The sequence below is a fragment of the Candidatus Obscuribacterales bacterium genome (assembly GCA_036703605.1).
GTDB lineage: Bacteria > Cyanobacteriota > Cyanobacteriia > RECH01 > RECH01 > RECH01.
Window position 1 is genome coordinate 1 of the sequence record DATNRH010000490.1, and the last position, 11,359, is coordinate 11,359.

Below are 11,359 nucleotides of genomic sequence, written 5' to 3' on the forward strand. Positions count from 1 at the left end.
TGATGGATGAAGTGACGGATATTGACCCGGTGGCTCAGACCGTCACTCTGCGCCACGATACGCTGTCCTACGACAGTTTGATTGTGGCGACCGGCGTCAGCCACCACTATTTTGGCAATGAGCATTGGTCAGAACAGGCACCAGGGCTGAAGACCATCGAAGACGCCCTAGAAATGCGGCGGCGGATTTTTCTCGCCTTTGAGGCGGCAGAACGGGAGCCCGATCCGGTGAAGCGTAAGGCTTGGCTGACGTTTGTGGTCGTGGGCGGCGGGCCGACGGGGGTAGAGCTGGCTGGAGCCCTGGCAGAACTAGCCTATGGCACCCTCAAGGCAGATTTCCGCTCGATCGATACCTCAGAAGCGAGCATTTTGATTGTGGAAGGTATGGATCGGCTGCTGCCGCCCTATCCTCCCGATCTATCAATTCAGGCAGAGGAGGCTCTGGCGGAACTGGGCGTCACGATTTGCACCAGCACCTTTGTCACCAGTATTGACAAGGGCGTGGTCACCTTCAAGCAGGGCGATCGCACGGAAGACCTAGCTGCCCGAACGGTGTTGTGGGCGGCGGGTGTGAAGGCTTCTGCTATGGGGCAGGTGCTTGCCGATCGCGCTGGTGCGACCCTCGATCGGGTGGGACGGGTGATGGTCGATGCAGATTTTGCTGTACCTGGTCAGCCCAATATCTATGTGATTGGGGACTTGGCCCACTATATTTATGAAGGTAAGCCTGTTCCAGGAACGGGGGCGGTGGCGATGCAGCAGGGTAGCTACGTGGCTCGTGCCCTGCGGGCGAAGCTTAAGAATAAGGTACCGAAACCCTTCAAGTATTTTGATGCCGGTAGCTTAGCGGTGATTGGTCGCAATGCGGCGGTTGCTAGGTTGGGGAACTTCCACTTTGCTGGATTTCCCGCTTGGTTAATTTGGGTGTTTATCCATATTTATTATCTGGTGGAATTCGATAATAAATTGGTGGTGATGATCCAGTGGGCTTGGAATTACTTTACCCGCAAGCAAGGATCGCGGTTAATTACCGGCTATGTGCTGCCGCCTGTAGATCCAGATAGTGTAGAGGGCGATCGTTCCCCAGAACATATCTCGGAAGACGCCGTGACCTCGGAAAAATCAGTGGTCGAAGTCTAATCCTGCTTCTAGATCCCCGATGTTCCAGATCCCCGACGTTTTCAAAACGTCGGGGATCTTATTCTCGCTGGTTTTCTAACCGATCGATATGCTGACCCAGATGCTGTAAATCCAGCACATAGCCGGCGGTCACTAAATAGGCTGCGTCAGCGATCGCTCCCACCTGCCGCGTGAGGGAGCCGAGGCGATCGCGAAAGGCACGGCCCAGGGGATAGGCCGGCACAACGCCCCAGCCCACTTCTTCGGTCACCAGAATCACCTCAGCGGCTGTTTGCTGCAGGCTGTCTAGGAGAGCAGTGGCTTGGATCTGCCAGGCGTCATCGGTTTGGTCGATGGCATTGGCCAGCCAAGTACCTAGGGAGTCGATCAGCAGGCAGTCCTTAGCGGCAGCCGTTTGCAGGGCGATCGCTAGCTCGTGGGGCACATGGCGCGATCGCCAATGGGCAGGACGGCGCTGCTGGTGCTTCAGAATACGGGCTTGCCATTCAGCATCTGTAGGATCCATCTGGGCAGTGGCAATATAGAGGACAGATCGGGGCGATCGCTCCGCCAGATGTTCGGCCCATTCGCTTTTGCCCGATCGAGATGGGCCGGTGATGAGGGTGAGGGGGGGCATGGGGCGTTAGGCGGGATAGGAACGTTAAGGCGTATCAGGGTAGGGACGACCTCGACCAGTTTAGACGCTTTGGGGGGTAGGCTGGGAGATCTGGTGGCAATGGGGGGCGATCGCTTTTATGCTTAGGGGCACGACCTCGGATGTTCTGAGGGCTTCATCTACTGATGGCGGTGGGCCGATGATTAGCTTCATTCAAGATTTAGCGGTACTGGTTCTTGATCGCGTATTGGGTGTTGATCCAGAGGATAACCTGGACGCCTTAGAACAATCTACCTCGCCTCAACTGCGGCGCTTGGGTGCCGTGTTGTCAACTTTGGAGATGCCGGTGCAGGTGCCGCCTCCGCGGCCGGAGTTGGTGGAAAAGCCCCGTCCTGCCCTATCGGCGCGGGCGTTGTTGGGCCAATCTCATCCCAGTTTTGATCTTCATACGTCGATGCCTCCAGCCGTTTCGCCTGTGGAGCAACGACCGATGGAGCAACCATCGATGGAGCAACGACCGGTTGAGCAACCATCGATGGGGAATCCGATCGCTTCGCCTAGCCCGTCGGCGACCGAATCTATGCCGGCTCCACCCAATCTGCAACGGCATCCACCGACATCGGAGCCCTCCAGTCCCCCTCCGCATCCCGCACCTCCGCACCTTGATGTACCCCTCCACGGCCCATCCGATTTAGTCTTGCCAGCGCTCACGGAACTGAATACGTTATTGGTCACCTGGCAGGCGGAGGTGCAACGACTCCAGCAGCAGCGCCAGGAGATTTGTGCTGAGGGGCCGGCTTTTGGCGGATGGCTGGAGGCAGAACAGGCGGCAGATGGAACGGCGCAATATCGTCTTTGCAGTATTCATGAGAGCGGTCGGCTGTTGTCGGAACCTTGCCCGTTGGCGCAGGTGGGAGAAATTCGGAAGGCGATCGCTCGCTATCATCGTCAGCAGCATCTTCTCTCCCGCCAGCAACAGCTTCAAGGTCGCTTCGATATGCTGACGGCTATCCTCCAAGGTTTGGCTCAGCAGCTGCGCTCACAAAAATAGCAGCCCCACTATGATCCACTCGGGAACAAGGTAGGGCTGGAGACGCAGTTAGGAGGTATCTAACTCTGAAAATACCCTCGGAATTTGGATTTGCCTCTGGCTTTAACAAGTTCTTAATCCTGCGATCGCCCTTTGGTAACACAAGCAACCGTTCTTCCAGGTTTGGCCTTCTACCCATCCTCAGGTTACCCGCTACATTTACCTGCTACATATTGTCCTCACTCTAAATCCTTTGCCTAGAGGGGGAGAGAATCTCAGGACGCTTTGCCTAGATGACTGTGAAGCAGGCGATCAAGCTTTTGCTGGGGGCGCTCGGACAAGTCGGCCTTGAGCGATGCCGTTCAGCCCATGGTTTCATCGAGGGGCGCACAAAATTGATCCACGCCGGTTTTCACCAAGTAAATGGCCAGGAGGGTGATGAGGGACACCGGTAGGTCAATTACTTGGGTCAATAGGGTGACTTGCTCGGCGATGGTTTCCGCCTCTGTCAGCGTGGTGCGGGATGGTGTTTGGCAAATGCGCGATCGCCACCGCTTCGCCAGCCCCATCAACCATTGATCAGAGCAATCTGGCTCTTGCCCCGCTGAAATAGCTAGGGCGATCGCCGCATCTTCTAAATTGCCTTCGCAGTCTTCTAGCATCTCTAGGGCTTGGAGCGCTTTCGCATTGCTGGCTAGCTCTGCCCGATACTCAATAATGTCAACAGCCGTTACGGTGATCATGAAACGTTCTCCCTATCCCCCATGGCTGCGTTAGAGGTGCGTGACAGATGGTCAGGGTGTTTTTAAGCCACCCCAATGCTCCACTCACTCCCCGAATCTATGACCTCTCAGGGAGTTGATCCATTGAGGCTGCAACGCTACGATGAGTAGTCTGCCAGAAATTCTAGTCTAGACCTGCCCTTTCTGTCTGGTAATGACATGAAACGTTGGCATTAGCGATCGCGTTTCCTGCCCCACCGAGCGCCTCAGAATCCAAAACTCTGTGAGATGATTTGGATGACGGGGGCTGCCCCTGCTAAGACCTACTCAGGACAACCCAACTGTTAATGAACGTTGAATTTCGTGAATGTGACTTTTTTGATTTGTGGATTTGGCTGGAATTTGACACCGTTCCCTCCAACCTAGAGCAGCAATACATTGAAGAAGTCCTCAATTCTTGGTTTTTTCTCGGAAAACTGGGCGGCTTTAATGCCGAAAATCTTCAGGTGCAAGATACAGGGCTGGATATCAGCTACATGTCCTACGATTCCAGCCAGATCGACAGCAGTCTGACCTCGCTCATGCACAACATGGCTGACCTAGAGTTTCAGGGAACCTGGGCCCGCTGCTGGTTTGACCTCGGCACCACCGACGCGATCGCCCTCGATGTGTTGATCAATGCCCTGCATCAGTTCAGCACTGAATATGTTGCCATTGAAACCCTGTGGATTGGTGGCGAAAATGCCGATTGGCCCATTCCAGGGCACCGCCGACCTGACTACCTGGAGACTAATTCAGACTACTAGGGCTCCAAGCGGTGTAAATCTTAAGGGCATGGGGGCAATCCCCATGTCGCCTGCATCAACGGGGTAAAATAAACGCAGCATTTCAGCGATCGCTCTAATATCCCTACCCGAGAGCGATCGCCCCGTTTATATCGCAACTTCACCCAGGACCTGTGGCACATATCTCTCCTCTCCCCCAACATTTGACCCATCGCCTGCAGCAAGCCATGCCATCCCCGGTGCTACCCAACCTCCGAGATTGGCTGGACGCAGATCTGCTGCATATGGTGATGAAGGCCGGTCAGCGGCGGCGTTGGCTGGGGCTTTGCTTTGGTTTAGGATTGCTCGTGGCTTGGAACTGGCTTTTGGTCTCCGCCGCGATCGCTGGCGCGGGGGTGAGTGTGGCCAGCTATCAGCTCCAGCAGGGGCGGTTGCAGGCGATTCAAACCCTTTGGCAACGGTTGTGGAAACCCACCAATCGTTCCCTAACCACCTCGGTGGGCGTGGGCGGCCTGACCCTTTTGGGCACCTACCTAACGCTCCACACCTGGCTGATTGCTGAAAATCCCACCCTAGCGATCGCCTTTCTGATTCAAGGTGGCGGCATTTTGGGGCTGACGCTACTGTTTAGCCGTCGTTCATCATCGATCCCGGAGCGATCGCCCTCCTGGGATGACCTCGCCGACGGATTATCCAATGCCAATCCCCTCAAGCGGCTCTTAGCTATTCGTCGGGCTACAGAGTCAAGCTCGGCCGCAAGCCGTCGAGCAGACCTCTTAGCCTGTTTTCATCTCATGCTTAAACATGAGACCGACGATATTCTTCGCCAGGCCTTGCTTGAAGGGATTCAGCACCTCCAAACTCGGCATGGATTGGGCACCGGTTCCCCTGCTTTGCACATGCCTCTGCCAACGGCTCAACAGGCCGATCAGATCGCCCTAGAGCGCCACTCTTTATCCTAGGCATCAGCCTGGATGGGTACCGTAAACCAAAAGGTGGCCCCTTGCCCGACCGTACTTTCGACCCCAATCGTGCCGCCGTGGGCTTCGACAATTTGCTGGCATAGGTAAAGACCTAGACCCAGTCCTGCATGACGGTTTTGCTGATTGCCGCGAAAGTATAGATTAAACAGATGTTCTTGCTGGTGTGGATTAATTCCCATGCCATTGTCCTGTACGGTGACATAGGCCTGCTCCAAGGTCTCCCCCTGGCGGGTGGCGGTGATCGTCAAGACCAGACCGGGTGGATTATGCTTGACGGCGTTGGCAACTAAGTTTTGAATTACCCGCACTAGCTGCATCGGATCCGCCTTCAACCGAGGTAGGGTTTCGTCAATGTGTAGCTGCAAGGTTGTCTGAAACTTATCCAAGAGAGGCTGGACATCAGCGATCGCTGCCTGGATCACCGTCGGGAGGGCGATCGCTTCTGGATGCAGCACAATGCCCCAAACTTCCGCTGCATGGGTATCGATCAGAGAATTGATCAGCGCTAACTGTCGAGTATTGCTTTCGGCGATCCGTTCCATCACATGGCGCGCCACCTGCACATCGCCCTCCGTCTGTTCCATTAAGTGGTTCAGCACGATAGATGTGCCGAGAACGGGATTGCGCAAATCGTGGGAAACAGCATGGAGGAACACGTTGAGCTGCTGCCGTAGCTGAGCTTCTAGGGTGCGCAGTTGTTCGTTGGCATCCTGAAGGGCGGCGGTGCGTTCGTCTACCCGCTGTTCAAGCTGCTGGTTGAGAGCTTCTAGGGCCTTCTGTGCCGCCATGCGATCGCGCACCTCCTGCTGCAGGTGTTTATTTTGCTCTTCAAGCTGATGCTGGAGGCGACGCAGGTTGAGGTGCATATCAATCCGCGCTAGGACTTCTTGGAGCTGAAACGGCTTGGTAACATAGTCCACACCGCCCATCTCAAATGCCATCACTTTATCCAGCACATCGTCTAAGGCGCTGATGAAGATGATCGGAATATCACGGGTGCGATCGCTTTCCTTAAGCTGCCGGCACACATCATAGCCGCTCATGTCCGGCATGTTGATATCCAGCAAAATTAGGTCGGGAAGAATGGCCCGAATGGCTCTCAGGGCGCGATCGCCATTAATGGCTTTGCGCACCTTATAGCCAGAGTCCGTCAACATAGCCGACAATAGCCGCAGATTATCCGGCATATCGTCCACGATGAGAATATCCGCCAGCGGCAGATCAGCTACAGGATGCATCGCCTCGTCTGGAACGTGAGTCATTCCCTTCATAGGATCACCACAAGGATATTTCTTTATTGCCCATACCGCAGCGCAATCATGCGCTAAATGACCACTTCTCCTTTAGATGGCGTCGGTTGATCCATCAAGAGGCGGTCAGGACACATTGATCTCACGAACAGAGCTCACGAAAACCTAGAGTTGAGTGTTCAACAGGACGATTCAGGTTCCAATGCTTATAAGAGGCCAGGTAACCTGACCTCTAGGACAATGGGGCGACTTAGACTAGACCATACTGATTGGGTTTTGCCCAACGGCGTCGGATGGGGCGATCGCGCAAACGACTTAATAGGCGTCTTGCAGCTCGTAGAAGTCTGGAGAAATGTAGTCTTTCCGCAGGGGCCAGCCTACCCAGTCTTCTGGCATCAAGATCCGCTTCAGGTTGGGATGCCCTTCATAGACGATCCCATACATATCGTAGGATTCGCGTTCTTGCCAGTCGGCAGCCTTCCAAATCCAATAGACCGACGGGATGCGTGGATCATGCCGAGGCAGAAACACCTTCACCCGCACTTCTTCAGGGCGATCGGCATTGTCATAGACCTTACACAGATGGTACATGCTCACCAAATCGCCACCGGGGCCCATGTCATAGGCACCTTGGCATTGCAAGTAGTTGAAGCCATAGGCGTAGAGGGCCGTGCAGAAAGGAATCAGCACGTCGCGATCGACCTTAAGCACTGGAATACCGGAGTGATCCGGCTCCAAACTTTCATGCTGAAAGCCGTTCTCTGTGAGCCAGCGCGACACAGCACTTGCCTCAACTATCTTAGATTCCTGCTCCTCTGCAGGGGTTGCCTCATCAACCATTGCGCTTCTCCTCCTGGGTAACTTGCTGCTGTAGGGCCGGCATCGGCATTCCGGTCGCGGCTGCCAATTCTTGAGGCGGTGCTTGCCGAGAGGCGGAGCGAATATATTCCCCCGTCAAAATCTCGGGCACGACCTTCATCTTGTGCTTCACGGTAAAGTAGCGATGGGTTTGGTCAAAGCTACCCCGTTCTTGCAAGGCCTCGTTGGAGATCTTCTTGCGCAGTTTGATGATGGCATCAATGATCGCCTCGGGGCGGGGTGGACAACCGGGAATGTAGACATCCACTGGGATCAGTTTATCGACTCCCCGTACTGCTGTCGGAGAATCGGAGCTAAACATACCGCCGGTGATCGTGCAGGCTCCCATGGCGATCACATACTTAGGATCGGGCATTTCTTCATAGAGCCGAACCAGTGCCGGAGCCATCTTCATGGTGACCGTACCGGCGGTGATCAACAAATCGGCCTGGCGAGGACTGGCCCGAGGGACTAACCCAAAGCGATCGAAGTCGAAGCGAGAGCCAATCAGCGCCGCAAATTCGATAAAGCAGCAGGCGGTACCGTAGAGCATGGGCCAGAGGCTAGAAAGGCGTGCCCAGTTATGTAAATCATCCACGGTGGTGAGGATGACGTTTTCTGATAAATCCTTGGTGACTTGTGGAGCCCCAATAGGATTCATAATCCGCTCATCGGATGTTGTAATTGATGGGGTGCCGGAATTCATGACCATTCCAATGCTCCTTTTCTCCAAGCGTAGACAAGACCAATAACTAGAATTGCGATAAAAATCAACGCTTCTATGAATGCGAGAAGCCCAAGTTGGCTAAATGCCACCGCCCAGGGATAGAGAAACACGGTTTCTACATCAAAGATGACAAAGACCAGGGCAAACATGTAGTAGCGAATATTGAACTGGATCCATGCACCTCCTACGGGCTCCATCCCGGATTCGTAGGTTGTTCGCCGTTCGACGCCCGTGCGTTTGGGGCGAACCAATTTGGAGACAGACAGGGCAAGGACGGGCACTAGCCCACAAATAATGAGGAAGCCTAGAAAATACTCGTAGCCGCTGAGTACAAACACGATGTCGCTGTAGCTGTAGGGTTTCTAGTAGCCATGTTACTTGTTTTTTACATTATAAGGAATCAGGCTAACGGTCGCAGAGACCAAAAGTGTTGATTTCCATGGCTGAAATTTTCTGCTAATAGCGAAGGCAGGCTAAAAATTGCTAGATTTGCGGGTGTTTCAAGACTTGTCTCAGGAATAGGGCTGCTCCATCGAGATATATCAAGATATTAGATGATAGCTCGACAGTTTGCTTATCGCTCGGGCGATCCTAGAACGATCCTAGGATGATGGGTACATCGCTTAGATGCTGCTGCCCCATCGACAACAGCCTAGATTGCCCGATGAGGAGCGATCGCCCCTGAAGGATGAAGAATCTTGGTGCAGCAACCTGAGTCCAAGGTTCTAGAATTATCGTGACCCGGTATCTGATCTACAGCACTGATTCTGAAGCATTGATTCTGAAGCACCGATAGAGTACACCAAGGCAAACAGCACTATGGCAGTTCATATTTCTCCAGCGTTGCTCGCAGCGAAGCCCATTCAGTTTGGAACCGATGGGTGGCGAGGACTGATCGCGGCGGATTTTACGTTTGAGCGCGTCATTCAGGTTGCACCGCGAGCAGCCCACGTTCTTAGCCAGCACTATGGTGAAGGGACGTGCCGCACCGTGGTGGTAGGCTACGATCGCCGCTTCCTCTCTGAAGAATTTGCCCAAGTGGCTGGGGAAACCATCCAGGCGGCGGGGTTTGATGTGCTGTTTGCTGAGGGCTATGCACCCACGCCGGCTTTTAGCTGGGCTGCCAAACAGCACAATGCCCTAGGCGCGATTGTGATCACGGCTAGCCATAACCCAGGGGTCTATTCCGGATTGAAGGTGAAGGGAGCCTTTGGTGGATCCGTGTCTCCTGATGTGACCCAGCAGATTGAAGCTATGCTGGACCAACCCCTGCCGGACGCAGCCCAGCCGGGAACTTGGACAACCTTCGACCCCTGGGAGAGCTACTGCGCGGGTCTCCGGGCCATGGTGGATATTGCGGGCATTCAGAAGGCGATCGCTGATGGTACGCTCACCGTGTTTGCGGATGTGATGCATGGCGCGGCGGCTAGCGGCCTGGCGCGGCTGTTGGGTGATGGCATTCGTGAACTGAATGGCGATCGCGATCCTCTCTTTGGCGGCAGTGCGCCTGAACCGTTGCCGCGCTATATTCCCGAGCTGTTTAAGGCGATCAAAACCCAGCGCCAAGCCGATGCTAAGGGTTTAATTACCGGCTTGGTGTTTGACGGCGACAGCGATCGCGTGGCCGCCGTTGATGGTCAGGGCAATTTCTTGAGTTCCCAGGTGCTCATTCCCGTGTTGATTGAGCATTTGGCAACCCGACGCGGCTTCAGCGGCGAGATCGTTAAAACCATTAGCGGGTCGAACCTGATTCCCAAGGTGGCAGCGCTCTACGGGCTATCGGTTTACGAAACCCCCATTGGCTACAAGTACATTGCCGATCGCATGTTGTCGGCGGCGGTATTGTTAGGGGGCGAAGAATCTGGCGGTATCGGCTATGGTCATCACATTCCTGAACGGGATGCTCTGCTCTCTGCTCTCTACGTTCTTGAAGCCGTTGTCCAAGCAGGACAAGACATCAGCGACCAGCACCAGCGCCTGCAGGAGGTCACCCAGTTTAGCTCCACCTACGATCGCATTGACCTGCCCCTCGCCAGCATGGAGGTGCGATCGCGCCTCTTGCAGGCTCTGGAAGAGCAAACTCCTACAGAAATTGCTGGGCAAGCCGTCACCCGCTGCCTGGCCATTGATGGCTATAAATTTGACCTGGCTGATGAAAGCTGGTTGCTAATCCGCTTTAGCGGCACAGAGCCCGTCCTACGTCTCTACTCAGAGGCCACCACCATGGATCGGGTCAAAGCAAATCTACACTGGGCCAAAGACTGGGCCAATGCGATCGCTTAGTACTCTGGGGCGGAAGTTGGCTCTGTAGTAGGGCATCAGCGTTCCCCACCATTGTTCCCTGAGCGAAGTCGAAGGGAGCAATGGTGGGCTTTTGGCTTTCTCCCTTTGGGAGACGTTACACGTTGGCGTAGCCTGTCCTCAGGACAAACGACTCCGCTCAGCCAGCCCATACCTAAGGAATCAATAGCACTAGAAATTAACTTCCTAAACCTTTTATGACCGCTCACGACATCTGGTCAGGGAAGCAGGGTTCTTGCTTGTTCTGAGGGTGAGACGAGGGAGATTACTTGAACTTTTGGCGAATGAAGGTCAAGATTTGCACCATTTGCTTCTTGAGCATGTCAATTTCGGCTTGCATCTTGGCAATCTTATCGTTCAGCGCTTGAATTTCTTCCGCATTGCCAGCCACCACCTGCTCCGTAGCCGTGGATGGGGTAGAAGGAGCTGGCCAGTTGCGGAATTTGCTCATGGCTGACTTGATAGCTTCTACTAGCTCTCGCTGCTCGAAGGGTTTCTCGATAAACTCAAAATACTCAAACGGTTCTTGGAGTTTTTCCGTCACCTCTTCCTTGCGCCCCGACATGAGCACCAGGGGAGCCCGTAGCTCCGGCTGGGCATGTAGTTGCTCAAAGACCTCCCAGCCACTGACGCGCGGTAGCAAGAAATCGAGCATGATCAGGTTGGGGTGCTCTTGACGAATGAGGTTGATGCCCTCAGAACCGTCTTTCGCTTCTAGCACCTGGAAATTACCCTTAGGCAACATATCCTTGACCATGTTGCGAATAACTCGGCTATCGTCGATGACTAGAATTTTGTGACTTGCCACAATAGACTCCTCTAATGAGTAAAGGAAACACGCTTGTAGAACCTAGCAATATCATGTTTTGCACTGTAAGGCTCTAATCGTACTACCGTTCATCCGCTTCCGGGGAAAACCGGTATCAGAACGCAACCAATGAAAAAATTTGAATATTGGAGGACTTTAAT

At 54.2% G+C, this 11,359-nt stretch carries 12 protein-coding genes; 5 read left to right on the forward strand and 7 right to left on the reverse strand.

Translation table 11 applies throughout. From position 1 onward, the window contains the following. Positions 1-1,139, forward strand: a 1,139-nt coding sequence (locus tag V6D20_10450; protein ID HEY9816201.1) for an NAD(P)/FAD-dependent oxidoreductase, incomplete at its 5' end; no start/stop codon positions are given. A gap of 58 nt (positions 1,140-1,197) precedes the next feature. On the opposite strand, the gene cobU is transcribed toward V6D20_10450, so the two are convergent. After that, positions 1,198-1,755: a bifunctional adenosylcobinamide kinase/adenosylcobinamide-phosphate guanylyltransferase gene (gene cobU / locus V6D20_10455; GenBank protein HEY9816202.1), complete on the reverse strand. Its 558-nt coding sequence runs from the start codon at positions 1,753-1,755 to the stop codon at positions 1,198-1,200. Between the two features lie 178 nt (positions 1,756-1,933). Here cobU and V6D20_10460 point away from each other — a divergent pair, with 178 nt between their 5' ends. Then, complete coding sequence (locus V6D20_10460) at positions 1,934-2,785, forward strand: hypothetical protein (protein HEY9816203.1); 852 nt, start codon at positions 1,934-1,936, stop codon at positions 2,783-2,785. Between the two features lie 341 nt (positions 2,786-3,126). Here V6D20_10460 and V6D20_10465 read toward each other — a convergent pair whose 3' ends face one another. After that, on the reverse strand, positions 3,127-3,507 hold the full coding sequence (locus V6D20_10465) for a hypothetical protein (GenBank protein HEY9816204.1): 381 nt from the start codon (positions 3,505-3,507) through the stop codon (positions 3,127-3,129). 326 nt (positions 3,508-3,833) lie between these two features. On the opposite strand from V6D20_10465, the gene V6D20_10470 reads away from it, so the two are divergent. Together V6D20_10470 and V6D20_10475 are read left to right on the forward strand one after the other, a co-directional pair. Beyond that, on the forward strand, positions 3,834-4,292 hold the full coding sequence (locus V6D20_10470) for a DUF3531 family protein (protein HEY9816205.1): 459 nt from the start codon (positions 3,834-3,836) through the stop codon (positions 4,290-4,292). Between the two features lie 152 nt (positions 4,293-4,444). Continuing rightward, entirely contained in the window at positions 4,445-5,233 is a 789-nt protein-coding gene (locus V6D20_10475) for a hypothetical protein (protein HEY9816206.1), read from the forward strand. On the opposite strand, the gene V6D20_10480 is transcribed toward V6D20_10475, so the two are convergent. The 4 genes from V6D20_10480 to ndhC all read right to left on the reverse strand — a co-directional run bounded on the left by V6D20_10480 (position 5,230) and on the right by ndhC (position 8,427). Continuing rightward, positions 5,230-6,525, reverse strand: a complete 1,296-nt coding sequence (locus V6D20_10480; protein ID HEY9816207.1) for a hybrid sensor histidine kinase/response regulator — start codon at positions 6,523-6,525, stop codon at positions 5,230-5,232. The genes V6D20_10475 and V6D20_10480 overlap by 4 nt on opposite strands. 294 nt (positions 6,526-6,819) lie before the next feature. Next, positions 6,820-7,344, reverse strand: a complete 525-nt coding sequence (locus tag V6D20_10485) for an NAD(P)H-quinone oxidoreductase subunit J (protein HEY9816208.1) — start codon at positions 7,342-7,344, stop codon at positions 6,820-6,822. Further along, positions 7,337-8,023 carry an NADH dehydrogenase subunit K gene (locus V6D20_10490; protein HEY9816209.1) on the reverse strand — a complete coding sequence of 229 codons (687 nt, stop codon included), beginning with the start codon at positions 8,021-8,023 and terminating at the stop codon, positions 7,337-7,339. Before V6D20_10490 ends, V6D20_10485 begins: the two co-directional genes overlap by 8 nt. A 41-nt stretch (positions 8,024-8,064) precedes the next feature. Continuing rightward, on the reverse strand, positions 8,065-8,427 hold the full coding sequence (ndhC, locus tag V6D20_10495) for a photosynthetic/respiratory NAD(P)H-quinone oxidoreductase subunit C (protein ID HEY9816210.1): 363 nt from the start codon (positions 8,425-8,427) through the stop codon (positions 8,065-8,067). A 481-nt stretch (positions 8,428-8,908) separates the two neighbouring features. Here ndhC and V6D20_10500 point away from each other — a divergent pair, with 481 nt between their 5' ends. Beyond that, on the forward strand, positions 8,909-10,372 hold the full coding sequence (locus V6D20_10500) for a phosphoglucomutase/phosphomannomutase family protein (protein ID HEY9816211.1): 1,464 nt from the start codon (positions 8,909-8,911) through the stop codon (positions 10,370-10,372). Between the two features lie 283 nt (positions 10,373-10,655). On the opposite strand, the gene V6D20_10505 is transcribed toward V6D20_10500, so the two are convergent. Then, positions 10,656-11,198, reverse strand: coding sequence for a response regulator (locus V6D20_10505; protein HEY9816212.1), 543 nt, complete (start codon positions 11,196-11,198; stop codon positions 10,656-10,658). Positions 11,199-11,359 lie beyond the last annotated feature (161 nt).

Coding starts and splice junctions, on each gene's coding strand:
- cobU (HEY9816202.1), bottom strand. CDS start 1,755: ATGCCCCCCCTCACCCTCATCACCGGCCCATCTCGATCGGGCAAAAGC.
- V6D20_10460 (HEY9816203.1), top strand. CDS start 1,934: ATGATTAGCTTCATTCAAGATTTAGCGGTACTGGTTCTTGATCGCGTA.
- V6D20_10465 (HEY9816204.1), bottom strand. CDS start 3,507: ATGATCACCGTAACGGCTGTTGACATTATTGAGTATCGGGCAGAGCTA.
- V6D20_10470 (HEY9816205.1), top strand. CDS start 3,834: ATGAACGTTGAATTTCGTGAATGTGACTTTTTTGATTTGTGGATTTGG.
- V6D20_10480 (HEY9816207.1), bottom strand. CDS start 6,525: ATGAAGGGAATGACTCACGTTCCAGACGAGGCGATGCATCCTGTAGCT.
- V6D20_10485 (HEY9816208.1), bottom strand. CDS start 7,344: ATGGTTGATGAGGCAACCCCTGCAGAGGAGCAGGAATCTAAGATAGTT.
- V6D20_10490 (HEY9816209.1), bottom strand. CDS start 8,023: ATGAATCCTATTGGGGCTCCACAAGTCACCAAGGATTTATCAGAAAAC.
- V6D20_10500 (HEY9816211.1), top strand. CDS start 8,909: ATGGCAGTTCATATTTCTCCAGCGTTGCTCGCAGCGAAGCCCATTCAG.